The sequence below is a fragment of the Rhizobium sp. PL01 genome (genome assembly GCF_033447125.1).
In the GTDB taxonomy this organism is placed as follows: domain Bacteria; phylum Pseudomonadota; class Alphaproteobacteria; order Rhizobiales; family Rhizobiaceae; genus Pararhizobium.
On record NZ_JAWQUM010000001.1, the window covers coordinates 853,559 to 878,161 of the forward strand.

The window sequence follows — 24,603 nt, forward strand, 5'->3', positions numbered from 1 at the left end:
CTGCGCGCAGCGGCGGCCGGTCTGTATAGGTCGGTGCCGCCGTTCCTCGGCATCGATTTCTGTTTATTGCAGAGCAAAGAATGCATCTTTCCAGCTGACACCGGCCCTGCCAATTGATGGACTGCATGGCGCTGGTCGTGCAGCACGATGATTATGTCGTAGACAGGCTCTAGTGTCGGCGGCGCAAACTCTAAAATCCGGTTTCAGTATTCAATCAGGGTCGTGGGCTATGGCAGAATTTCCGCAAAAGGCGAAGGTCGTTATCATCGGGTTGGGTGGCATCGTGGGCGCGTCTATCGCCCATCATCTCATCGAGCGCGGATGGGACGATATCGTCGGCATCGACAAATCAGGCATCCCGACCGACATCGGCTCGACGGCACACGCGTCCGATTTCTGCTACACGACCAGCCACGACTATCTCTCGGTCTGGACAACGCAATACTCGATCGATTTCTACGAGAAGATGGGCCACTACGCGCGCATCGGCGGTCTCGAAGTGGTGCGCACCGGCGACGATACCTGGATGGAAGAGATCAAGCGCAAGCTATCCTCCGCCAAGGCTTTTGGCACCCGCGCGCATTATGTTTCCCCGCCTGAAATCAAGAAGATGTTCCCGTTGATCGAGGAAGATCAGGTGATGGGTGGCATGTTCGATCCGGATGCCGGCCTCGTCGTTCCGCGTTCGCAGACTGTTGCCGGCAAACTGGTGGATGCTGCCGAAAAATCTGGCAAGCTGCAGATGTTCGGCAATACGCCGGCTCAATCGCTGATCGTCGAGGGTGGCCGCATCAAGGGCGTCGTCACCCATCGCGGTACGATCATGGCCGACCACGTTATCGTCTGCGCCGGTATCTGGGGCCGGTTGATTGCCGAAATGGTCGGCGAAGATCTGCCGGTCATGCCGGTCGATCATCCGCTGACCTTCTTCGGCCCGTACAATGAGTTCGAAGGCACGGGCAAGGAAATCGGCTTTCCGCTTCTGCGTGACCAGGGCAATTCCGCCTATATGCGCGACACTGGCGATCCGAAGACCACCGAAGGCGGCCAGATCGAATGGGGGTATTACGAGACCACCAATCCACGTCTCTGCCACCCGCGCGACATCCTCGAAAAGCACCAGGCGCGCCTGTCTCCCTCGCAGCGCGACCTCGATATGGAGCAGATTCTCGAGCCGCTCGAAAAGGCGATGGAGCTGACGCCGATCCTCGGCGAGCTTGGCTATAACGAAAGCCATTCCTTCAACGGGCTGTTGCAGGTATCGGCCGCCGGTGGCCCATCCTGCGGCGAGAGCCAGAAGGTCCGCGGTCTCTGGTATTGCGTGGCTATCTGGGTGAAGGACGGTCCCGGTTATGGCAAGCTGATCGCAGACTGGATGACGGACGGCCGCACTGAGATCGATCACAACAGCATCGACTATTCCCGCTTCTACCCGCACCAGTTGACGGAAGAGTTCATCGAGGGCCGCAGCTACGAGGCCGCCCAGAAGATCTACTTCCCGGCCGTGCACAACCGCGAGCCTTATGCTTCCGGCCGTGGCGTCAAGCGCTCGCCCTTCCATGAGCGCGAAAAAGAGCTCGGCGGTTACTTCATGGAGCTTGGCGGCTGGGAGCGTGCGCATGGCTACAAGGCCAATGAGCATCTGTTAGAAAAATACGGTGACAAGGTTCCGGTGCGCGAGAACGAGTGGGACAGCCGTCATTTCTGGCGCGTCTCCAACGCCGAGCATCTGGCGATGACCGACGATTGCGGCATCGTCAACCTCTCACACTTCCACATGGTCGATATCGAGGGGCCTGATCATGTCGAGCTTCTCGAATGGCTGTGCGCCGCAAAAATCGGTGGCGATGGCAATATCGGCAAGGGCATCTATACCCACTTCCTCGATGACGAGGGCATGGTGCGTGCCGACTTCACCGTCATCCGCATGGCCGATCGTGGCCGGTTGATCAACGGTGCCGATGCCGGCCCGCGCGACTTCCACTACATGAAGCGCATCGCGGAAGATCGTGGCCTCGACGTCACCATCACCGATGTGACCGAGAAATTCATCACCATCGGCATCTGGGGGCCGAACGCCCGCGACACGCTGAAGAAGGTCGTTGCCGATCCGGCCGGGCTCGATGCGGAAAATTTTGCCTTCGCCGCCATCAAGCAGATCGAGATCGGCGGCAAGTCCGTCACCGCCTTCCGCATCTCCTATGTCGGCGAGCAAGGCTGGGAGCTGCATATGAAATACGAGGACGGCCTCGCCGTCTGGGATGCGCTCAGGACAACCGGGGTCATGGCCTTCGGCGTCGAGACCTACGCGAATTCACGCCGCATGGAAAAGAGCCTGCGGCTGCAGAACGCCGATCTGCTCACCCAGTACAACCTCATCGAAGCCGATCTTGCCCGTCCGAAGGTCAAGGAAGCCGACTTCCGCGGCAAGGCCAAGCATCTGGAATACAAGGCGCGCGACCATCAGCCGGCGATGCTCTGCACGTTGCTGATGACCGAAAACACCGACAAATCCGGTGTGAAGCGTTATCCGCTCGGCAACCTGCCGGTCATGGACCCGGAAACCGGAGACGTGCTGATCGACGATCTCGGCCGCCGCTCCTACACAACCTCCATCGCGTTTGGCCCGACCATCGGCAAGAACATCGCGCTCGCTTACCTGCCTCATGCCTACTGCCAGATGGGCCGCAAGCTGAATATCGAGTATTTTGCCGAGACTTATCCGGTCGAGGTTGTCGGGATCGGCTACAAGCCGCTCTATGATCCGGAAAACCTGAAGCCGAAGAGCTGATTGTTTGAGGTCTTCTGAATAAGCCCCCGGCGCACCCCTCAATCGAGCGGGTGCGCTTTTTTATGTCTAGGTGCCGAACATTCTGAGTTTGCGGAATTGGACTGTTTTATCCGCAGGGCTGGCGGTTCGCAGATGAACGCCGGTTATCCTCATCATTCAGCCTCTATTCAGCCGTCGCGTCATATTTTTCATGCAATTCCTCCGGCGTGCGTTAGTCTGATGCGGGGTGAAGAGGCATCTTGTCCGGTCCAGACCTACCGTCTGGCGCGCGAAATGCCAAAAAAGGGGCGGCGCAGAAGCGCTGATGGGCAATGAAAACATTCGTAAGTGCATGTGTTCTGACTATCGCTATCGCTCTTCCTGCATGGTCCGCGACGGTGACCAACAAGGATGCCGACGCTGCGGTGCTTGTCGTGGTTGAAGGCGAAAGCCGTATGGAAGTCGCCATCAGCGCAGGTGGTACTGAATCGATCTGCCCGAGTGGGTGTTTCATCACGACACCGAGCGGCGATCGCATCGGCCTGCAGGGGGATGAAACCATCGAGATTCTCAACGGATCGGCCGTCGTCAAATAAGACTGCGCCTGGGTGGTTCGACTGTCGAAATGCCACCTGTTTCCGTTCAGCCAAGGCGGGCTTTTGCCCGTCTTGCTTTTAGCGGTATGCGACCTTCTATTTCAGCAGGTGATTAACGACTGCGAAAACCTTTCTGGATAGCTTGACCGCGGGGACAATCTTTTCAGATAGGCAATCAATGTCATTTTTTGGCGTGTCCGGAATGTACTATTCCGGTGAATCCTTGCAGCAGCATCGCATCGTGCTTGCCGAAGATTCCAATCTCTTCTCCGCCATGGTCTCCAAGAGGCTGAAGGAACTTCTCGATATTGATGTGATCGTTTGCCGCGATTATGACGATTTGCAGTTTTCGATCGAGAACGCCTCCTTCCCGGCGACGCTGGCCATTTCCAACATCAATCTGCCCGGGGCCGAAAACGGCGAGGCCTTGTCCTATCTGATCGATATGAGCGTACCGACGATCGTCTTTACCGGCACCTTCCAGGAAAGCACCCGCGAGACTATCCTTGCCAAGGATATCGTTGACTATGTCATCAAGGACAGCGTTTTCGCTGTCGATATGCTGGCGGAATCCGTCTGCCGCTTCCTGACCAATCACAAGCACCATGTGTTGATCGTCGATGACAGCCCGACGGCACGCGCGCTTTTGACAACGCAGTTGAAGCGCTACAATTTCCGCACCAGTTCGGCCGAGAGCGGCGCTGCTGCACTTGAATTGCTGAAGAAGCATCCGGATATTGGTCTGGTGATCACCGATTACAACATGCCGGATATCGACGGTTTCGAACTGACCCGCCGTATCCGTAGCGCCTATGGCCCGCATCAGTTGCGCATTATCGGCGTGTCGTCTTCGGCAAACCGGCTATTGTCGGCGCGCTTCCTGAAGGCGGGCGGCAACGATTTCATGCTGCGTCCATTCGTCAACGAAGAGTTTTACTGCCGAGTGAACCAGAACCTCGACACGTTGACCAAAATTCAAACTCTAGGCGCCAAAATTGCAAAGAAAGCCTGAGTGGATTGTTGCATTGCTAAATTAGAATTTTAGGTCGCCGGAAATGTGACATTTTTGTGTTTCCGGCGGCAAAATTTGATCATTCGACCTGATTGTTTAACCAAATCGCAAGTGCATGCCAGTTGAATGCAGGGGAGGGACAAGGGGTCTCGCTCTGCTTCGGCAAGGGCGACTATCCGCATAAAGATAATATTGTGAGAGCCTGCGTCTGGTGACAGAAACGCCCTTGGCTCACTATGGGATTGATAGGACGTGAGCTTTCGCAAGGCACCGGCGCGGGGAACCCATATCCAGAAACATTCGGGTAAACGGATGCTTCTGGTCGAGGATTCTCGTATGTTTGCTACGGTTCTCAAGCGTGGACTTGAGACCGCACACGGCCTCGACGTCACCCATTGCGGCTCCCTGGAGGCGCTTCGCCAAGCAGTGGAAGCAGGCGACGGTAACTATTCCGTCGCGGTTCTCGATCTTAATTTGCCGGACGCGCCCAACTGCGAAGCACTTGAATATGTGATTTCCCAGAACATAGCCGCAATCGTTTTCACGGGCTCGTTTAACAGCAGCACGCGCGAGGACATCCTTTGCCGCAGGGTGGTCGATTGCGTTATCAAGAGCCAGCCGGATTCGATCAGCCATGTGATCTCGGTGGTCGACCGCGCGCTGACCAATATCGAGACGAATGTGCTGCTGGTGGATTCGGACCCGGCGTCGCGGGCGGAGCTTTTGAGCCAGTTGCGGCAACAGCAGTTTTGCGTGACGCCGGCGAGTGGCGGAAACGAAGCATTGCATCTGCTCGATACCAGCGATGGCTTCGATCTGGTTGTGACCGATTTTTCGCTGTCCGACATGTCTGCCTGTGCGCTGCTTGGTGAGATCCGTCAGCGATATGGCGAGGATACGCTAAGCGTCATCGCTCTCGCCGCAGCTGACGATCGTCAGCATGCCGCACGGTTTTTACAACGCGGTGGTACCGAATTCATCCAGAAGCCATTTCTGGTGGATGAGTTCAATAGCCGGGTGTTTCAGGTTGCCAGCATCCAGAAGCGCATCCAGGCGCTGCATGGGATCGCTGCGCGCGACTATCTCACCGACATCTACAACAGGCGCTACTTTTTCCAGCACGGCCCTCGGCTTGTCGAGCAGTGTTTGCGCCGGGGCGAGACGACGTCGATTGCCATCCTTGATATCGACCACTTCAAGCGCCTGAACGACACCTATGGCCACGAGGTTGGCGACTTGGTGCTGAAAGCCGTTGCTACGCGCCTGCGCGGGCTTGTCGGAGAGGAGCATCTGCTTGCCCGCTTGGGCGGGGAAGAGTTCGGTGTGCTTTTCAATGGGCTCGATGTCGCGGCCGCCAGCGATTTCTGCGAGATGTTGCGGCTCGATCTGGCGCAGGCAAAGGTGATTGCCGACGATGAGGAATTGTCAGTGACCGTCTCGATCGGGCTTGCCACGATCGAAGGGCTCGAAACCTTCGACAACTACCTGAATGCTGCCGACCAATTTCTCTACATGGCGAAATATGATGGGCGAAACCGGATCGTCTCCGAACTGACCCTGCTCAAATCCATGGCGTCGTGAAATGTAGGGCGGCGCCAGGCTGGTATGCCGCGCCGCCGCCTTCGCAGAGGGAATGCTTATCGCGCTGCCTGCAGGGTCAGCTTGCGCTCGGCGCGCTCCTGCTGAGGCGAACGGTTATAGAGTTCGCGATAACACTTCGAGAAATGCGAAGCCGAGACGAAGCCGCAGGCGACAGCGACTTCAACCACCGGCATGGCCGACTGCACCAGCAGGTGCCGGGCGCGGTCGAGGCGGATTTCAAGATAGTAGCGGGCAGGGGAACGGCCCATTTCCTGGCGGAACAGCCGCTCGATCTGGCGGCGCGACAGACCGGCACCATCAGCGATTTCCAAAAGCGATAGCGGTTCGGACAGATTGCCTTCCATCAGCTCGATGATCGAGAGGACCTTGGCATTCTGCACGCCGAGACGGGCACGAAGCGGCAGACGCTGGCGGTCATGCGGTCCGCGGACGCGGTCCGTCAGGGCCTGTTCGCAAACGCGGTTGACCAGATTCTCACCGAAATCCTGATCGATCAGGTTCAGCATCATGTCGAGCGAGGCCGTGCCGCCGGCACAGGTGTAGATGTTGCTGTCGATCTCATAGAGATCGGCATAGACATCGACCTGCGGAAAGGTTTCGGCAAAGCCCGGCAGATTTTCCCAGTGGATGGCGCAGCGCTTGCCCGTCAACAGGCCGGCCGATGCCAGCACATGGGCGCCCGTACAGAGGCTCCCGACCGAGACGCCGCGATTGTAGACCTCGCGCAGCCAGGCATTGACCGACTTGTTGTTGAAGTCCTCGACATAGATGCCGGAACAGACCAGCACCATCGAAGGGCGGTTTTCTCCGCCCAGAAACTTCCGTTCGTCGGCAAGCGAGGTATTGACCTCCAGGCCGATACCACTCGATGACAGCACCTGGGTGCCGTCGGTCGAGGACAGGCGCCACGTATAGGCTTCATAGCCCAGCATACGGTTGGCGATGCGCAGCGTTTCGATCGCCGCAGAAAACGGCAGCATCGAGAAGTTGGGCACGAGAAAGAAGACGAGAGATCGCTTTTTGGTCAGTGGCTTGTTCATCGAAGGTCCCATGCGCCGCAGATGTCGCATTTGTCACGTGGAAAAGCGCTATCGAGCTTTCCTGAACGCGACATTGACATGGACGCCAGCGACTGGGAAGAAATAAATACTGCGCCTATTGGCCGGTGTGCCGCCGAAAGTGGCAAACTGATCAGAAAATGGCCGAAAGCTTCGTTATTAACGACATAAATGTCGCATTTTAGTCTTGCCTCTCCGAGTTGCAGTCCTGTTGTTCGATGCGTTTCCGGAGTTGTTTTCGACAATTTGCGACGTATAGGAACGGCAGCCGCAAGTGTCGGAAATAGGCCACGCAAGCTTCGATGTCGAAACAAGCAAAAAGGGCATTCCGCCGTCATGGCCGAAATGCCCTTTGCTAACCACGATTGACGGTTTTTCGACACGGCTGACCGTCACAGGCCGTTGCTGCCCGCATCATCGCGTCGACGTGATATTGGTCCGGTCGGCGGATGGGAAGCCGATATCCTTCAAAGTGTCATAGGAGAGGCCTTCGAGGGCCCGCTCGGCGCGACGGCGCTTCCACGAGGCGACAGCACGCGCGCGCAGGCCGAAAAGGGCCGAAGCAAAGGACGAATGCCTTGGCTTGGAGCTATGTTCTAAAGTTAAGAATGCCATTGTTCTGGTTCCTTTTGATTGGGAGGATTCAAAAGGTCGCGACCATGAGAGAGATATGCCGGATGGCCATTCATCATTCAAGCGAATATAATTGATCTCTTACATCAATAATCATGATGTATCCGGACTTTGGAACATCGTTGCCATGCAGGTCAAAACGGCAGAAAAAGCCACTTCCGGCGGCGATATTTCTAGGATTTTTTCGCCGACAGCCGTGGTGTCTCTCTTGCTGGTGATGGTCGCGTTTGTTCGGCGGTCTGGGCTGTCATGGCGGCTTTGACCAGATCAAGAGCGGTCTCGGGCGCTGTTCCATTCGACATCTCGGTCTTGACACGGCGCAGCCAGAGTTTGAGCTGAGCGTCGCTGAAGATTGGGCCGGGTGTCATTTTGGGTTTCTCTGAATCGGATAAGTATACAATTATCCTCATGTTGTTTTTTTTGTCAAACAAGCGTCGAAAACCATAAAATTGAAGGGGTTTATTGTTGCCTCAACTGGTATTTTTCAATGATGAATATCCATAGTTGAATATATTGTCTAAATTAGCGCAACATGGAGTGTCAAATAACGACAAGGCTGGAGCGCATGATGAAACCGCAGTCTCATATCGTCGATCTTCTGGGAGCCGCAAAACTTCTGGCCGACAACCAGTGTAATGTTCTGTTGAGCTACATCATCAACATGGCGATGATCGAAGCCTCGACAGGGATTGGGATCAGAAAGAATGAGGACGGCAAGAGCGGCGTTCACGCAGCCTAGGTGCTGATTGATACCGCCAACGGGCAGGTGGCTCTTAAACACCAATAGCCGATGGCTGAAATTATCGGGACTTTTTGAAGGGCTGGTCGGGAGACTGGCCTTTATTCATTTATGCGCTGTCTGATCGGCGGATCGCCGGCAGTTGCTGCCTGCCGGCGATCGTTGACACCATCAATATCAGTGTCGGGCTGCTGGCGATCAATCCTCTTCCTGGAAGACTGCTTCGCGCTTGGCCTTGACAGCAGGCAGGAAGACGACGACCAGCACGGCAAGGGCGATCAACAGCAGGATGGCACTGATCGGCCGTGTCACGAAGGTGGTCGCATCGCCGCGCGACAGGATCATCGCCCGCCGCAGGTTTTCTTCCAGCAGAGGCCCGAGTACGAAGCCGAGCAGGAGAGGTGCGGGCTCGCAGCGCAGCTTGACCAGCGCATAACCCGCCAAACCGAAGAAGGCGACGGCATAGAGGTCGTAGACGTTGGAATTGACGCTGTAGACACCGATCGAGCAGAAGGCCATGATGATCGGGAAAAGCACGTAGTAGGGGATCGTCAGCAGCTTCACCCAGAGGCCGATCAGCGGCAGGTTGAGGATGACCAGCATCAGGTTGCCGATCCACATCGAGGCGATGATGCCCCAGAACAGCGCCGGCTGCTCGACTGCAACGTTCGGACCGGGCACGATGCCCTGGATGATCATCGCACCCACCATCAGCGCCATGACCGGATTGGCAGGAATGCCGAGCGTCAGGAGCGGGATGAACGAGGTTTGGGCGCCGGCATTGTTGGCCGATTCGGGTCCCGCGACACCGGCGATCGCTCCATGGCCGAACTCCTCCGGATGCTTGGAGATGCGCTTTTCGACCGTATAGGAGGCGAAGGCGGCAAGAATGGCGCCGCCACCGGGCAAAATGCCGAGTGCCGAGCCGATTGCCGTACCGCGCAGGACAGGCGCAACCATCTGTTTGAAATCGTCGCGCGTTGGCAAAAGGCCACTGACCTTGGCCATCAGTATCGTTCGGGTCTTTTCACCCTCAAGATTGCGCAGGATTTCGGCAACACCGAAGACACCGACGGCGACGGCGACGAAGTTCAAGCCATCGGCATATTCGCGGATGCCAAGGGTGAAGCGTGGGGTTCCCGTATAAATGTCGGTACCGACGAGGCCGAGCAACAGTCCAAGCGCCACCATAGCCAGCGCCTTGACGATAGAGCCATGGGCAAGCGCGATCGACGATACCAGGCCAACGATCATCAGCGAGAAATATTCGGCCGCGCCAAACTGAAGAGCGATGGCCGTCAGCGGCAGGGCGAAAATTGCCACGAGGAAGGTCGAGACCGTTCCGGCGAAGAACGAACCAAGCGCTGCGATGGAAAGGGCTGCTCCGGCCCGGCCTTTGCGGGCCATCTGGTAGCCGTCAATGGCGGTAACGGCGGACGAGGATTCACCGGGCATGTTGATCAGGATGGCGGTGGTCGATCCGCCGTACTGTGCGCCGTAATAAATGCCGGCGAGCATGATCAGCGAGGAGACAGGCTCGAGCTGGAAGGTAATCGGCAACAGCATGGCGATGGTTGCGGTGGCGCCGATGCCAGGCAGCACGCCGATCAATGTGCCGAGCAGCACGCCGATCAGGCAAAAGAGGAGGTTTTCGGGCGAGCCGGCCGTGGTAAAGCCGAGTGCGAGATTGCTGAAAAGTTCCATCGTGACGTCCTACAATCTGACCCAGGGGCCGAAGCGCTGAAAGGGCAGGCCGAGCGCGTAGCTGAACACGGCAACCGAAAAGATCGTCAGGGCGACCGACAGTGCAAGTGCCGTCAGTGGCTTCATGCGCTGGGACGCGAAGCAGGCGATCAGGGCGGTGAAGAACAGCGATGGCACGAAGCCGAGGCCGCGCACGGTCAGACCGAAGAAGATCGGCGCTGGCAGGATGAACAGCATACCGCGCCAGGCGACCGGTCCGAGCGGCTCGCCTTCGACACGGGTCGATTGAACGATGATGATGATGCCAAGCAGGCTCAGGATGGCGGCGAGCACCAGCGGAAAGTAGCCCGGTCCCATCTTGAATGCCGTGCCGAGCTCAAGCCCAAGGCTTTGATAGACGAAAAAGCCGCCCAGTCCGATGAAGAGTGCGCCGCAGAGCGCGTTGGTGGTGTCGAAGGATAAGGATTTCATGATGCCTCCTTGATTTCAGCCCGGTCTCCTGTGCCCACCTGCTCATCGCACGGCCGTCGAAACGACATTGGGCAAACGCCTTCCTCTTTCAGGAAAGAGGAAGGCGGAGGGGCATATGACCCGTATCGGGTGTGATCAGTCGGCGTACTGACCAGCTGATTCGATCACCGGCTTCCAGCGGGCAATTTCGCTTTCGAGCTTGGTCTTCAGAGCCGCAGGCGTTGCTTCGGCTTCCGAAGACGGAACCGTGCCGAGCTCGGCGAAGCGAGCCACCACGTTCGGGTCCTTCAGAGCAACCTGAAGCGCCTTGGACAGGCGTTCGGTTGCTTCTGCAGGCGTTCCCTTCGGTGCATAGACACCGTGCCAGATGCCGACCTGGAAGTCAGCGAGACCGCCTTCGATGGCTGTCGGGACGTCTGGCAGGACCGGCAGGCGTGCAGGCGAGGTCACGGCATATGCCTTGATCGTGCCGCCGAGTATCTGCTTGGTGGTGTTGGTGGTCTGGTCGCACATGATATCGACCTGGCCGCCGAGCAGATCGGTCATGGCCGGGCCGGTGCCCTTGTAAGGAACGGTGACGAGCGGGGTTTCGATGGCGCTCATGAACATCATGCCGCAGAGGTGCGAGGCAGCGCCGATGCCGGCGTTTGCAACGGTGACGGTGTCCTTGTTGGCCTTGACGTAGTCGATCAGGCCCTTGAGGTCGGTCGGCTCAAAATCCTTGCGGGCGACGATCGTCATCGGCACGTCGGTGACGAGACCGACATATTCGAAGGCATTCAGCGTGTCATAGGCAAGCTTGCGGTAGAGCGTGGCGCTGGTGGCCATGCCGATATGGTGCAGCAGAACCGTGTAACCATCCGGATCCGCCTGCGCGACGCGGCCGGCACCCAGCGATCCGCCGGCGCCGCCGACGTTTTCGACGACGATCTGCTGGCCGAGATCCTTCGACATGGATTCAGCAACCAGACGGGCAACTGTATCGGTCGGGCCACCGGCCGAAAAAGGAACGACCATGGTGATCGAACGGTCTGGATAGGTCTGTGCATGTGCGGAAATGGAAATGAGCGAAACGGCAGCAAGGGCCGTCATGCCAAAAATGGCGGTCAGGGTTTTCATCGAAGTCCTCCCGGATGAAATATGTTGCCAGCCGGCGCAGCTCCTCCCGCGCCGATTCTGGATGGCGTATTTGCAAAGGTGGACGACCATGCGGCAATCGTTCAGGCGGAGCATTTGGTGTTTTTTGCAGACGGTGCAACGCAGCATGGGTAGAATTGGAAACAAACGGTGCCAAGCGCGGGTGGATTTCCACCCATTGCGTGATCAAACAACGTAGTCGTCATCCACCACGGACATCTTTTTATCGAGTCCGTATTTCTGCATTTTCTCGTAGAGCGTCTTTCGGGAGATACCGAGCAGCTCATAGACCGGGCGCAGACTACCGCCATGGGCGGCAAGGGCGCTGGCGATGATGCCACGCTCATAGTCGGCAACCTTGTCCGCTAGTCGCTGCTTTTCCGGTCGCGCTTGCCCTTCATCCGGGTTCAGGTCGAGACCAAGAACAAGCCGGTCGGCGGCGTTGCGCAACTCGCGCACATTGCCCGGCCAAGCGCGTTCGGCGATCTCGGTGATCAGGCTCGGGGGCACGTCGATATCGTTGCGCACATAGCGGGCGGCAGCCTCCCGTACCAGCTGCAGGAAGAGAAGCGGGATATCGGCCTTTCGCTGCGCCAGCGACGGCACATGCAGCGTTGCGACATTGAGCCGGTAGAGCAGATCGGCGCGAAAACGTCCGGCGGCAACTTCCGCCTCGAGGTTGACCTTGCTGGTGGCAAAAAAGCGCACGTCGAGCGGCACGATCTCGTTCGAGCCAAGCCGGGTAATCACCCGTTCCTGCAGCACCCGGAGAAACTTGGCCTGCAGGTCGAAGGGCATGGAGCCGATCTCGTCGAGCAGGATAGTGCCGCCACGGCCATGTTCGAACTTGCCGTAGCGCGGCCTGAGCGCGCCCGGAAACGCGCCGGCTTCATGGCCGAACAGCTCGCTCTCGATCAGATTTTCCGGCAGGGCGGCGCAGTTGATGGCAATCAGCGGCCGGTCGGCACGGGCGCTGATATCGTGTAGCGCACGGGCAACGACTTCCTTGCCGACGCCGGTTTCGCCGATGATCAGCGTATCGGCATCGGTGGCGCCAATGGCGCGCAGGCGGTAGCGCAGCTCGACCATCGCCTGGGTTCGCCCCGGCAGCCTTGCCTCGATATCGTCGCGCTTGCCAGCCACAGCCCGAAGGCGCCGGTTTTCCAGAACCAGACTGCGCCGGTCGAGCGCGCGCCGCGCAATCGCTGCCAGATGCTGGGCGGTAAACGGTTTTTCGAGGAAGTCATAGACACCTTCACGCATTGCCTTGACGGCAAGTTGCACGTCGGCATGGCCGGTGACGAGGATGACCGGGATCTCGGCATCGACCTCGCGGATACGCTGCAAAAGGGTCATGCCATCCATGCCAGACATGCGGATATCGCTGATGACGACGCCGGAAAAGCTGTAGCCGATCAGTTCCAGCACATCCTCGGCGCTGGAGAACGTATCGACATCCAGACCGAACAGGCCGAGCGCCTGTGCGGTGGAGTGGCGCATTTCCTCTTCGTCGTCGACCAGCAGCACGCGTGCATCACTCACTCAGCAGCCTCCCGGGCAGCAGTCGCGGCCTCAAGCTCGATACGGAAGACGGCACCGCCATCCGGATGGTTGGAAACGGACACGCTGCCGCCGAAATCCTTGATGATGTTGTAGGAGATCGACAGACCAAGTCCGAGACCCTTGCCAACACCCTTGGTCGTGTAAAAAGGGTCAAAGATCCGGTCGGCGATCGCTGCTGGCACGCCGGCACCATGATCCCTGACTGTCAGGATGATCTTCTCGTTCTGCCGTTCCGCCGAGACATGGATACGCCGGTCGGCAAGGCCTTCGATCGCATCCGCGGCGTTGGTGATGATATTGACGAGCACCTGCTGCAGCCGCACGAAACCGGCGTGAACCATAACGGCATCGCTCCCGAGTTCGATCAGCAGATCGGCATCGGCGGTCTTCAGGCGGGCAGAAACGATCTCCAGTGTATCGGCGATGACAGCATCGAGTTCGACCGATCCAAGCTTTTCGTTCGGCTTGCGGGCAAAATTGCGCAGGTGGCGGCTGATCGAGGCCATGCGATCGATCAATCCGGATATGCGCCTGACATTGTCGCGGGCTTCCGGCACACGTTCGAGATCGATCAGCATTGCAGCACTATCGGCATAGGTCTTGGCGGCGGCCAGCGGCTGGTTGAGTTCATGGGAAAGGGCCGCCGACATCTGTCCAAGCCCCGCGAGCTTGCCCGCCTGGATCAGGTCGGCCTGTGTCTTGCGCAGTTCCTGTTCGGTCAGGCGCCGCTCGGCGATTTCCTCCTCGATCCGCTCATTGACCAGTGCGAGGTCTGCCGTGCGTTCCTCGACGCGGTGTTCCAGCTCATTATGGGCCTCCAGCTGCATGCGCATGCGTTCTGCGAGGCGGGCGCGGCGTTGCATGACGATGGCAAGTGCCAGGCTGGCAAGGGCCAGAAACAGCACGATCGCAATGATGGTCGTGCGCGCCTGGGCGCGGACGGAGGCTGTGTCCATCAGCACGTTCACGGTCCAGTCGGCCTCGGGCATATATTGCGACAGGACCAGATATTCGCGGCGCTCCGCCGTGGTCATGGCGATCAACTCATGATTACCAAGCATGCTGCGGGTGATCGGCAGTGGTGCGATGTCCGTCTCGGCGTAGCGCCGCGAGACCTGTGTCCGTTTCAGGCGTTCGCTCGTTAGCGGCAAGGTGCTGGCATAGAGCCATTCCGGGCTGCCGGTCATGAAGACAATGCCTTCCGGGTCGGAGACGAAGATTTTGTACTCGCCGCCGCGCCATGAGGCCTCGATGGAGCTGATGTCGACCTTGAAGACGATGACGCCGGTAATCCGGCCGTTGACAAGGATCGGTGACGCGAAAAAATAACCGCGAACAAACGAGGTTGTGCCCAACGCGTAAAAACGCGATTGCCTGCCCTTGGCAGCATCCTGAAAATATGGGCGGTAGCTAAAATTCTGGCCGACGAAGCTGGTCTTCAGATCGTAGTTGCTGGCGGCAATGGTATCTCCGTCGAGGGTTATGACGTAGATATCTGACGATTCCAGCAAGCTGTTGATTTCCTTCAGATAGACATTCGCCGCGTCGCGCAGGCTCTTATCATCCGGGTGGGTGATCAGCTCCTTGATGTCATCGTGATCGGCAATCAGGGCCGGCAGAGGTTCATAGCGGCTGAGATGTCCACTCAGCGCCGACACCGCCAGACGCAAGGCCGAGTTCGCCTGAAGCGATGCCTCGTCCATATAGCTGCGCGTCGCCCATGTGCCGCCCTGGAAAACCACGGCAAAAAGCAGGAGGGGGGCAGCGCACAATGCGGCAAGCAGGCGAACTTTCACGGATTAAAGGCTCCTCCCTCGTTTCCAGCCAGCGGCTATGCGCCACTGGCGGCGAGTTTAGAGGCCTGCGCCGGAGTTTCCAAGGGCTGTTCTCAGGCGGTCCTCGCTTAACGCTGATCCAGAGCGATGACCGTGCCATCGGAAAAAGCCAGATCCTGTTGTAGACTGGCGGGCAGATGCGAGATTTCGCGCCGGGTTGCCATGCGCGTGTCAGCGATTTTGCGGACCTGGTGGCTTTCGCTCAATTGCTGGATGAGCGGCGTAAACACTTGACGCATGGAGAATGTGAAGCCACCGGCGCTAAGCCGAACGGCGTTTGTGTCAACCTTTGTGGTGTCGTGTTGCAGGGACATGGGAAGCTCCTTTCATCACGTCTTCGATGTTTGCAACTTGACTATCGCGCCCCTTTGAGGTTCAATCAAACGAAATGAAGTGATGCTCTTATTCAGAAAATCTGATCCGTGAGGCTCCCATGAACATGATGCTGCGGCATGTCCTTCCGCTTCTTGAACTGGACATCCTGAAAACCTTCGTCGCCATCGCCGAGACCGGAAATTTCACCACGGCGGCCGAGACCGTCTATCGAACGCCGTCGGCCGTTTCGATGCAGATCAAGAAGCTTGAAGAGATGCTGGGTTGCGTCCTGTTTCTGCGCGATGCCCGCTCTGTGTCGCTGACGCCGAAGGGCGAGGTGCTGCTCGGGTTTGCGCGGCGCATGCTGGCGCTCAACAACGAGGCCGTGTCGCGCTTCCTTCTGCCGGACATGAACGGTGTCGTGCGTGTGGGCGCACCGGAAGATATCGGCGAGCGCATCCTGCCGGAAGTGCTCAAGCGCTTTTCCGAGTCCTATCCAAACGTCACTGTTGATGTCACCATCGGCAACAGCAGCGTTATGCGCAAGCGTGTCGACGAGCACCGCATGGACATCGCCATCTTCAACAGCATGGCCGGCGAAAACACCGGCGGCGGTGAAATCCTCGTTTCCGAAAAGCTGGTCTGGGCGGGCACCAAATGCGGGACGGCCCACACGCGCGAACCGCTACCGATCTCGATGTGGGAAGATGGCTGTGTCTGGCGTGCCGATGCCGTGGAGCAGCTGACGCAGTCCGGCCGCAAGTTCCGTGTGGCGTTTTTGAGTGCCCACACGACGGGTCAGCGCGCCGCCATTCAGGCCGACCTCGCGATTGCGCCTTTGCCGCGTTATCTCGTCAAGGGCGATCTGGTTGCACTCGGCGAGGCGGAAGGCCTGCCTGAACTTGGCCATTACAATATCGGCCTGCAAGTCGTCGACAATGCATCGCCGCCGGTTCTGGCCGTTGCCGAGCATGTCCGCACCGCATTCATCGGATTACAATAAGCGATAGGCAAGGGCGGCGGCAGTTAAATGCCGCCCTTCTTCAGCCAGCGCTGTACCCGGATCTCATCCTGGTCCATCCAGCGCGTCAACGTCTCGCTGCGGCTTGGCCGCATCTTGGCTAGGTTCGCGAGCGTGCCGCTCTCAAACCCCTCAAAAATCTTTGGATGAATATAGGACGACCGGCAGACGGCGCGGGTGTTAACCAGCCGTGCCGCAACCGCATCCACCACATCGTTGATCTGCCGTTTCACCTGCCGTTGGCTCGGGCCGGGCTTGATCATGCAGAGTGCGGTTGCTGCCATGCGTGTTGCACCCCAGGTGCGGAACTGCCTCGAAGAGAAATCGGCACCCGCGGCGTCACGGATATAGGCGTTGACGTCCTGCGAGCGGATCGCATGGCGTCGGCCGTCCTCGTCGAGATATTGGAAGAGCTGTTGGCCTGGCAGTTCCTGCAGCATACGGATGGATTTGGTAATGCGCCGGTCGTTGTGGCTGAGGCGCCATTCCTTGCCGGATTTCCCCTTGAAGTTAAAGTGAACGCTGGAGCCTTCGATCTTGACGTGGCGATTGCGCAGCGTCGTAAGCCCGTAGGAGCCGTTCTCCTCGGCGTAGGTCGCATTGCCGACGCGGATATAGAGATTGTCCAGCAGCCAGACGATCGTCGCCAAAGCCTTGTCCATTCCCGGCTTGCGCATGCGTAGATCGCTATCGACCCTTTCGCGGATTTTTGGCAGCCGCGCGGCGAATTCCGGAAATTGGGCAAATTTCGTTTTGCCGCGCTCCGCCGACCATTCCGGATGGTAGCGATATTGCTTGCGGCCGCGTGCATCCCGGCCGGTTGCCTGCAGATGCGAATGCGGATCGACCGATATCAGTACGTCGGTATAGGCGGGTGGAATGGCGAGCGCGGCGATCCGGTCCAGTTCGGCCCGGTCCTCGATCCGCCTGCCATCGGCATCATAGTAGAGGAAGGCGCGTTTACCGGGCTTGCGGCTTATGCCACCCTCGAGATTGGAAAGGTAGACGAGCTCAGCCGCCGCCTTCTGCATGGCGTCGCGCGATGAGGTGTCGGGTTTGTGCGAGAGCATCTGATCCACAGTGACGCAAAAACGCCGCCGGGATCATTTGGTTCCCGCTGGTCGAAAGCCGTTATTCGCGGCTGCGACGTCTGCGCCTGCCGCCGCCGTCTCCACCATCATCGGACATCACCTTGCGTTCGGGCAAAGTGACGACTGCCGACAATTTCGGGAAGGTGTCGACCTTGTTGGGCAGCGCCATCGCATAGACGAAATGCTCCTGAAACTTTGATTCAAGAGCGGTCTCTATCTTCTCGATTTTGCTGACCATTTGCTCGATCTCGCGGCGATGGCCGCGGTTTAGCAACGCCATCAGGGCCCCGGTGCCGGCCGCGTTTCCGACAGCCTTGACCTCGGACAGGTCGCAGTCGGGAATGAGGCCGAGAACCATCGCATATTTCGGATCGATGAAGGAGCCGAAGGCGCCGGCAAAGCGGATCGTATCGACGTGCTCGATGCCAAGCTTTTCCATCAGCAGCTTGATACCAGCGTAGAGCGCTGCCTTGGCAAGCTGGATGGCGCGCACATCGTTCTGTGTCACGGTGATGCGCTGTTCGCCGTCATGCAGAAGATAGGAGAAAGTGCGGCCGTTCTGCAGGATGCGCGGGCTCTTTGACGCCATGCCGCCATCGACCACACCGTCCTCCGAAATGATCCCGCAGAGATACATTTCCGCGACGACCTCGATGATAGCCGAGCCGCATATGCCGGTGACGCCGACGGCCGCAGTTGCTTCGGCAAACCCCTCTTCATCCGACCACTTGTCGGCGCCGATAACGCGGAATTTCGGTTCCAGTGTTTGCGGATCGATGCGTACGCGCTCGATCGCGCCGGGAGCTGCGCGCTGGCCCGATGAGATTTCGGCACCTTCAAAGGCAGGGCCGGTGGGCGAAGAGGCTGCGACGACGCGATCCTTGTTACCCAGCACAATTTCGGCGTTGGTGCCGACATCGACCAGCAGCATCATCTTGTCTTGCCGGTAAGGACCTTCGGCAAGCGTTGCTCCCGCCGCATCCGCGCCGACGTGGCCGGCGATGCAGGGCAGCATGTAGAGACGGGCGCCACGGTTGACATCGATATCGATCTCGTGCGCCCAGTATTGCAGCGCGCCGGAAACGGCGAGTGCGAACGGTGCCTGGCCGAGTTCTGTCGGATCGATGCCGAGGAACAGGTGATGCATGATCGGATTGCCGACAAACACCATGTCGAGAATATCGTGGCGATCGACTTCGCCCTCGGCACAGACCTTGCCGATCAGCACGTTGATGGCTTCGCGCACCGCCTTAGTCATCGCCTCGCGGCCGTCCGGGTTCATCATCACATAGGAGACACGGCTCATCAGATCCTCGCCGAAGCGGATCTGCGGATTGGACGTGCCCGACGACGCAACGATGCGGCCGGACAGCAGAGAGACGAGATGCATGGCAATGGTGGTCGAGCCGATATCGCAGGCGATGCCATAGGCCTCGTTCTTCAGGCCGGGCCAGAGACCGACGATGAACGGGCGAGAACTGTCCATGTCGCGGTGGATCGCCGCGGTAACGCCCCAATTGCCCTTGCGCAGGATACCCTGGATTTGCGGGATCAGGTGCGGCGCGATCAGCGGATCCTTCCAGCCCCAATCCTTTTCCAACAGGACCTTCAACCGGTCGAGATCGCCGAGTGGCTTATGCATGTCGGGCTCATCGACCTCGACATAGCAGAGCTGCACAGCAGCATTGCGCTCGATCACCCGGTCGGTCGCTGCCTTGCGCACGACCTGGGCATTGATGACCGTATCCTGCGGCACGTCGATGACGAGATCGCCGAGGATCTGCGACGAACAGGAAAGGCGGCGGCCGTCGGGCAGTCCGCGAATACTCTCGTAGCGCTCTTCCTTCGGCCCCTTGGCGGAGATGTGGTCAAGCGAGGAGACGATCTTGTGCTTGGCGAAATTGCCTTCCTGCACGGACACCTGACAGCGCCCGCAGGTCGCACGGCCGCCGCAGACACTCTCGACATAGACGCCGAGCATGCGCGCGGCATCGAGCACCGGCGTGCCCACAGGAAAGCGGCCACGCTTGCCCGATGGCATGAAGAGGACGAGGGGATCGCTTTTGTTCTGTTCTGCCGACACGGTCAGTTCATTCCTATTTGCTCAAACGCTGTGCATTGGCACGTACCCGCTTGCCGAAGGGTTTCAGCGCCGCCACGGCGACACGGTCGGATGCACCAGCCATGCCGGCGCAGGTGCCGGTGGCGAGTGCCGTTGCGGCGATCATGCCTTCTTTCACCATCGCCATATTGACGGCCATAGCGCTTTCGGTGGCAGCCGAGAGTTTTTCGGTGATCATCTGGCCGATTTCGCTCGCTCCGCCTGGCGATCCACTCATCCCCGAGAGTGCAAAATCCTGCATTCGCGAGGAGATGACCATCGGGGCCTGGAACCAGAGGCTGGCGAATTCGTCGAGCAGATCGGTACTGAAAAACATGATGTCTCTTTTCTGGCGGTTATTCCGCCTTTGCTTCGGCCGGTTCATCTGCCCGGCCGCCGCCGCGTCCAGCACGGCCACCGCGACGCCCACTTGAGGCGCCTGGCGCTGATGCGGCCGGAGCCGCATGGCCACCTGCCGGATTGTGATCGCGGTAATTCATGATCCAGCTACCGCAATTCTGGTCGGTGCCGTTCAGGACATTGGCCGCGCGAACGGCTTCCATTTCCTGCGGACGGCAGGGATTCATGATCGCCGACGTCATGCCCGCACCGATAACCATGGGGATGAAGCCGGCATTGATGCCGTGGCGATGCGGCAGGCCGAACGAGATGTTCGACAGGCCGCAGGTAGTATTGACCTTCAATTCGTTGCGCAGGCGGTAGAGAAGCGCAAAAACCTGCCGGCCGGCATCGCCAAGCGCGCCGATCGGCATGACCAGCGGGTCAACGACGATATCGTGCGGCTTGATACCATAGTCCATGGCGCGTTCGACAATTTTCTTCGCAACTGCGAAACGGACGTCCGGATCCATCGAAATGCCGGTCTCGTCGTTGGAGATGGCAACCACCGGAACATCGTATTTCTTGCAGAGCGGCAGGATGGCTTCGAGCTTTTCTTCCTCGCCGGTGACCGAATTGACCAGCGGACGGCCCTTTGCAACCTTGAGGGCTGCCTCGATCGCGGCGGTGACCGAGCTATCGATCGACAAGGGAACGTCGACAAGGCCCTGAACGATTTCGAGCGTCCGGACGAGCAGAGCTGGCTCGGTTTCGTTCGGGTTGACCGAGGTGACGCCGGCATTGACGTCGAGCATGGTGGCGCCTGCAGCCACTTGTTCCAGCGCATCCTTGATGACGGTGTCGAAATTGCCGACGATCATCTCGGCGGCCAGCTTCTTGCGGCCGGTCGGGTTGATGCGCTCACCGATGACGCAGAAAGGCTGGTCGAAGCCGATGATGATTTCGCGGGTGGCGGAAGCGACGATGGTGCGGGTCATATCTGATCCTTAGGGTCGGTGAGCGCGTTCCGCTTGGGTGGCGCCGAATGGTTTGTCAAAAGGTGGCCGTGACCGGCCTTGTTCGTTCACGGTCTCGTCAATGCTGATGGTGCGCGGCAGCGTCCGCCATTTCCTGCTGATGCTCCGTCTTGCCGTCCTTCAACTCTTCCAGGCGCTGGGCAACCATGCTGTCACCGAGATTTTGCTCGCGCTTCCAAGGGGTCCGGCCCTTGAGAACGCCCGATTCGTGCACAATTTCGGCGACAAATTCTTCCTGCCGGTAAGCCATGACGTGCACGCCGGAAACGCCCTTGATCTCCTTCACCTCGTTGATGATGTCGATGCAGAGCTGCTTGCCTTCCTTCTTCTGGTCCTGCGCGCCTTCCAGCCGCTTGATGATCGCGTCGGGAATATGAATGCCAGGCACGTTGTTGCGGATCCAGTTGGCTGTTTTGGCAGAGGCCAGCGGTCCGACGCCGACAAGGATGAAGCATTTTTCATCGAAACCGAGATCGCGCACCTTGGTCATGTAGTCGCGGAACATCGGAATATCGAAGCAGTACTGGCTCTGGACGAACTGGGCGCCGGCCTCGATCTTCTTGCCAAGCCGGTAAGGGCGGAAATCATAAGGCGGCGCGAACGGGTTGATCGCGGCGCCGAGAAACACTTTCGGCGGGCTGGTCAGCTTGCGGCCGGAGAGGAATTTGCCGTTGTCGCGCATGATCCGCACGGTTTCGAGCAGCGACATGCAGTCGAGATCGAAGACAGGCTTTGCACCTGGCTGATCGCCGGCCTGCACGCCGTCGCCTGTCAGGCACATGATGTTGGCCACGCCCATGGCCGCAGCCCCCAACACATCGCCCTGGATGGCAATGCGGTTCTTGTCGCGGCAGGCAATCTGCATGATTGGCGCATAGCCCATGCGAGTCAAAAGCGCGCAGATGCCGACCGAGGACATATGGCAGTTGGCGCCGGAGGCATCGACTGCGTTGATCCCGTCGACCCAGCCTTCGAAGATCGCGGCGCGCTCGTAAACGTCTTCCGGATTGGCACTGTCGGGCGGGTTGAGTTCGGCCGTGACCGCAAATTCGCCGCGGCGCAGGACGCGCTCCAGGCGGCCGAGCGAGGAATGGCCGGGCAGGGGATCGAGAGGAAGATCGCGGCCGAGCGGGTTTTCGTCGATATGGGCCATGGCTCAGATGTCCTTGGCAGCGGCTGCTGCTTCGCGTGCTTCGGCGGCCTGCGCGGTGACGCGCAGCCAGGACGAGGTTTCGCGCAGCGACTGGTTGACGGGTTTCTGCACGTTCAGGATCGCATCTCCCTTCACCATGTTACGCGAGCCCTCCCAGGCCTTGACCCAGACACAGGGCATGTCGGGCTCGACTTCACAATTGCCGTTGGTGCGGACGCCGCCGCAGGGGCCGTTGCGCAGTTGCTTGGGGCAGTTCATCGGGCAGGACATGCCGGTCGATGACAGAGCGCACTGGCCGCACATGCGACAGTCGAACAGAAGGCCCTTGACGTTGCGCTCTATGAAGGTGATCGGCGTTTCCACCCGGCTGTAGCCGATTGCCTTCCAGAGCGGATGAAGCAGCAGGAACACATCGGCGAAGCGGTGGTAGAACCATTCGAGGAAACGCGAATGGCGCACGGCCCAGAGGCGGATGGTGTAGCTGCGGCGCGAGCGGCGATTGGGTGAAACGCCGGATGGCGTATAGGCGCCGGTGGCGGCCTTCTTGGCAGGCGCAGCGTTGCCGGGTTTTGCGTCAGCCATTGTCTTTGCCGCCGGATTTGACCAGAGCAACCAGCCGCTCCCTGTCATAGGCTGCTTCGAGTTCGGCGGCGGCTTTGTCGGCCTCCATTTCGAGATCGTCTGAGACCGGTGTCGGGTCGGCCTTGCGCCAATCGGCGAGGTAATCGCCGCTCTCGGCAGCGCCCGTGCGCATCGCACACATATCGATCGCCTCGGTAAAGCGCAGGGTCAGCTCGCGCTTGGCGGTCTTGCGCCCCTGCTTGATGATGACCTGCGCCGGAATATCGCGCCAGTAAACAATAATGCGATCTGCCATATGCCCGAATTCTCCTCTTGCCCGACAATGCGCATCTTGGCGCATCAGGGCTCACCTTGGCACGACGCGCGTCATGCTCAAAAGCGACTTGTCCCCAATGTCGACGATATAACTACCAGATGCCGCGTGTCACGCCGTTCCAGAGCCACGTCCAGACCGGCGGATGATACCATTGGCGGGAATTGCCGTTTATCGGCAGAGGCTTGAGATTGCCCGACAGCGCATCCTCGACAGCGCGGATCGCAATCTCCGTGGAGGCTGCTGTCTGCAGCAGCGGATAGGTGTGCATCGTGTCGTTTTTCGACGGCGTCATGCGCGATTGATAGAGAATGCCGCCGGTATCGACACCCGCATCGACCAGGTGCACCGTTGCGCCGAAATTAGCCTCGTCATTTTCCACGCGCGCCCAGTATCCGCCCATCAGGCCACGATATTGTGGATTTATGCCTGCATGGAAATTGATGACGGGGCAGGGCATGGCCGACAGCGTCGATGCAGAAAGCATGCGGCAGCTGACAAGGAACACGACTGCCGGATTTATCGCTCGAATTTGTTCGATTGCCGCTGAAGTATTGACCGATTCGACGGCGCTCACTGGAATAGCCGGACTTTCCCGTTCATCCACATCGTATTGCCGCAAAATCTCTGCCGTGCGTTTCTCGGTGAAGCGCTTGCCGAACTTCGAGGCCACCATAGTCGCAAACTGGCCAAGCGCTGTGACCAGCCCCAGTTTGCGGATACGGCGCTTCAGGAAAACGGACTTGGATTCAGGCTGTTCGAGCAGAACGGTGACATGGCCAAAACGGGCGTGCAGCGCATTGATCAGGATCTGTGGATTGTGTCCCCCGGCGGTCACGACGAGGATCTGATTGTTAGCTGGGGAATTCATGCCGGCGGCCTGTCTCAAAAGATGAAAGTCAGGAGCGCGCCTGCGGCCAGGATGACAGTGCCTGCGACGGCAAGGGAGACGATGCCGATCAAAGCACCGGCGATAAGACCAAGGCCATCCCGCTCCGTATGGGCAAAGCCGATGACCGCAAGCGCGAACGCAGGCAGCCAGTTGCCGAATGGAATGGGCAGGAAGATCACCACCGCGAGTATGAGAGCCAGCAGGCCGATCAGCCGCTCGGCAAACCGGCTGCCGAGAAACCAGCCGCGCGGCTTGATCAGGGTTTCGGCGCGTTGCAGCCAGGGCGAGATACGGTTGACGAACACGAAGAATGTGGTGTTGTCAAAGGCGTAGTCGCCCATGCGCTTCGGCAGCCAGATGCGGGACTGGCGGGAGGCAAACATCTGCCAGGCAATGAATATCAGCGGCAGGCCAAGGATGAAGGTCGCGCCCGGCGGCAGCGGGATGAGGTTTGGCAAGGCAAAGACGACAAGAAAGGCACCGAAGGATCGGTCTTCCATTGCGACGGCAAGCTCGCGCAGGGTAATTTTCGAGCCGGCGTTGAGCGAGAGATTGCGCAGGAGCTGGGAGAGTTGCTGCGGGTGATGACTGTGTGCCGCCGTCCTTGACGATAGGTCCGTTGCAAAAATGTCCGTCATC

At 59.1% G+C, this 24,603-nt stretch carries 24 protein-coding genes; 6 read left to right on the forward strand and 18 right to left on the reverse strand.

The annotated features are described in order from the left end of the window. Positions 1-229: 229 nt before the first annotated feature. The 4 genes from R6X40_RS03925 to R6X40_RS03940 all read left to right on the forward strand — a co-directional run bounded on the left by R6X40_RS03925 (position 230) and on the right by R6X40_RS03940 (position 5,959). A complete protein-coding gene (locus tag R6X40_RS03925; RefSeq protein WP_318411101.1) occupies positions 230-2,791 on the forward strand; it encodes an FAD-dependent oxidoreductase in 2,562 nt (853 codons plus the stop codon). 311 nt (positions 2,792-3,102) lie between these two features. Then, positions 3,103-3,366, forward strand: a complete 264-nt coding sequence (locus tag R6X40_RS03930) for a hypothetical protein (RefSeq protein ID WP_318411103.1) — start codon at positions 3,103-3,105, stop codon at positions 3,364-3,366. 178 nt (positions 3,367-3,544) lie between these two features. After that, complete coding sequence (locus R6X40_RS03935; RefSeq protein WP_318411105.1) at positions 3,545-4,378, forward strand: response regulator; 834 nt, start codon at positions 3,545-3,547, stop codon at positions 4,376-4,378. Between the two features lie 336 nt (positions 4,379-4,714). Next, complete coding sequence (locus R6X40_RS03940) at positions 4,715-5,959, forward strand: diguanylate cyclase (protein ID WP_318411106.1); 1,245 nt, start codon at positions 4,715-4,717, stop codon at positions 5,957-5,959. A 56-nt stretch (positions 5,960-6,015) separates the two neighbouring features. On the opposite strand, the gene R6X40_RS03945 is transcribed toward R6X40_RS03940, so the two are convergent. From R6X40_RS03945 to R6X40_RS03955, 3 genes are all read right to left on the reverse strand, one after another. Then, positions 6,016-7,020, reverse strand: coding sequence for a GlxA family transcriptional regulator (locus R6X40_RS03945; RefSeq protein WP_060506316.1), 1,005 nt, complete (start codon positions 7,018-7,020; stop codon positions 6,016-6,018). 432 nt (positions 7,021-7,452) lie between these two features. Further along, positions 7,453-7,653, reverse strand: a complete 201-nt coding sequence (locus R6X40_RS03950; RefSeq protein WP_318411111.1) for a hypothetical protein — start codon at positions 7,651-7,653, stop codon at positions 7,453-7,455. 191 nt (positions 7,654-7,844) lie between these two features. Continuing rightward, positions 7,845-8,039, reverse strand: a complete 195-nt coding sequence (locus R6X40_RS03955) for a hypothetical protein (RefSeq protein WP_318411112.1) — start codon at positions 8,037-8,039, stop codon at positions 7,845-7,847. A gap of 197 nt (positions 8,040-8,236) precedes the next feature. Between R6X40_RS03955 and R6X40_RS03960 the strand changes: the two genes are divergently transcribed. Next, complete coding sequence (locus R6X40_RS03960; protein ID WP_318411114.1) at positions 8,237-8,410, forward strand: hypothetical protein; 174 nt, start codon at positions 8,237-8,239, stop codon at positions 8,408-8,410. Positions 8,411-8,608: 198 nt separating this feature from the next. Here the strand turns inward: R6X40_RS03960 and R6X40_RS03965 are convergent, their stop codons facing one another. The 6 genes from R6X40_RS03965 to R6X40_RS03990 all read right to left on the reverse strand — a co-directional run bounded on the left by R6X40_RS03965 (position 8,609) and on the right by R6X40_RS03990 (position 15,434). Next, positions 8,609-10,114, reverse strand: a complete 1,506-nt coding sequence (locus R6X40_RS03965) for a tripartite tricarboxylate transporter permease (RefSeq protein ID WP_318411116.1) — start codon at positions 10,112-10,114, stop codon at positions 8,609-8,611. Positions 10,115-10,123: 9 nt separating this feature from the next. Next, a complete protein-coding gene (locus R6X40_RS03970) occupies positions 10,124-10,585 on the reverse strand; it encodes a tripartite tricarboxylate transporter TctB family protein (RefSeq protein WP_318411118.1) in 462 nt (153 codons plus the stop codon). Positions 10,586-10,720: 135 nt separating this feature from the next. Beyond that, positions 10,721-11,704: a tripartite tricarboxylate transporter substrate-binding protein gene (locus R6X40_RS03975; RefSeq protein WP_318411120.1), complete on the reverse strand. Its 984-nt coding sequence runs from the start codon at positions 11,702-11,704 to the stop codon at positions 10,721-10,723. 204 nt (positions 11,705-11,908) lie between these two features. Next, positions 11,909-13,264 (reverse strand): sigma-54 dependent transcriptional regulator, encoded by a 1,356-nt coding sequence (locus R6X40_RS03980; RefSeq protein ID WP_318411122.1) that lies wholly within the window; start codon positions 13,262-13,264, stop codon positions 11,909-11,911. After that, positions 13,261-15,081, reverse strand: a complete 1,821-nt coding sequence (locus R6X40_RS03985) for a sensor histidine kinase (RefSeq protein ID WP_318411124.1) — start codon at positions 15,079-15,081, stop codon at positions 13,261-13,263. Before R6X40_RS03985 ends, R6X40_RS03980 begins: the two co-directional genes overlap by 4 nt. A gap of 107 nt (positions 15,082-15,188) precedes the next feature. Continuing rightward, positions 15,189-15,434: a hypothetical protein gene (locus R6X40_RS03990; protein WP_318411126.1), complete on the reverse strand. Its 246-nt coding sequence runs from the start codon at positions 15,432-15,434 to the stop codon at positions 15,189-15,191. A 119-nt stretch (positions 15,435-15,553) separates the two neighbouring features. On the opposite strand from R6X40_RS03990, the gene R6X40_RS03995 reads away from it, so the two are divergent. Then, positions 15,554-16,438 carry a LysR substrate-binding domain-containing protein gene (locus R6X40_RS03995; RefSeq protein ID WP_318411127.1) on the forward strand — a complete coding sequence of 295 codons (885 nt, stop codon included), beginning with the start codon at positions 15,554-15,556 and terminating at the stop codon, positions 16,436-16,438. A 23-nt stretch (positions 16,439-16,461) separates the two neighbouring features. On the opposite strand, the gene R6X40_RS04000 is transcribed toward R6X40_RS03995, so the two are convergent. The 9 genes from R6X40_RS04000 to R6X40_RS04040 form a co-directional block, all read right to left on the reverse strand. Further along, positions 16,462-17,526, reverse strand: coding sequence for a DNA topoisomerase IB (locus R6X40_RS04000; RefSeq protein ID WP_318411129.1), 1,065 nt, complete (start codon positions 17,524-17,526; stop codon positions 16,462-16,464). A 61-nt stretch (positions 17,527-17,587) separates the two neighbouring features. Continuing rightward, complete coding sequence (locus tag R6X40_RS04005; protein ID WP_318411323.1) at positions 17,588-19,588, reverse strand: ASKHA domain-containing protein; 2,001 nt, start codon at positions 19,586-19,588, stop codon at positions 17,588-17,590. A 55-nt stretch (positions 19,589-19,643) separates the two neighbouring features. Beyond that, a complete protein-coding gene (locus R6X40_RS04010) occupies positions 19,644-19,985 on the reverse strand; it encodes a hypothetical protein (RefSeq protein WP_318411131.1) in 342 nt (113 codons plus the stop codon). Between the two features lie 19 nt (positions 19,986-20,004). Further along, positions 20,005-20,985 carry a methyltetrahydrofolate cobalamin methyltransferase gene (locus tag R6X40_RS04015; protein ID WP_318411133.1) on the reverse strand — a complete coding sequence of 327 codons (981 nt, stop codon included), beginning with the start codon at positions 20,983-20,985 and terminating at the stop codon, positions 20,005-20,007. A gap of 97 nt (positions 20,986-21,082) precedes the next feature. After that, positions 21,083-22,177, reverse strand: coding sequence for a methylenetetrahydrofolate reductase (locus tag R6X40_RS04020; RefSeq protein WP_318411134.1), 1,095 nt, complete (start codon positions 22,175-22,177; stop codon positions 21,083-21,085). A gap of 3 nt (positions 22,178-22,180) precedes the next feature. Beyond that, positions 22,181-22,759 (reverse strand): methylenetetrahydrofolate reductase C-terminal domain-containing protein, encoded by a 579-nt coding sequence (locus tag R6X40_RS04025; protein ID WP_318411135.1) that lies wholly within the window; start codon positions 22,757-22,759, stop codon positions 22,181-22,183. Further along, positions 22,752-23,054, reverse strand: coding sequence for a virulence factor (locus R6X40_RS04030; RefSeq protein WP_318411136.1), 303 nt, complete (start codon positions 23,052-23,054; stop codon positions 22,752-22,754). Before R6X40_RS04030 ends, R6X40_RS04025 begins: the two co-directional genes overlap by 8 nt. A gap of 112 nt (positions 23,055-23,166) precedes the next feature. Further along, positions 23,167-23,943: a formyl transferase gene (locus R6X40_RS04035; RefSeq protein ID WP_318411137.1), complete on the reverse strand. Its 777-nt coding sequence runs from the start codon at positions 23,941-23,943 to the stop codon at positions 23,167-23,169. A 14-nt stretch (positions 23,944-23,957) separates the two neighbouring features. Further along, positions 23,958-24,602 (reverse strand): exopolysaccharide biosynthesis protein, encoded by a 645-nt coding sequence (locus R6X40_RS04040; RefSeq protein ID WP_318411138.1) that lies wholly within the window; start codon positions 24,600-24,602, stop codon positions 23,958-23,960. Position 24,603: the final 1 nt, after the last annotated feature.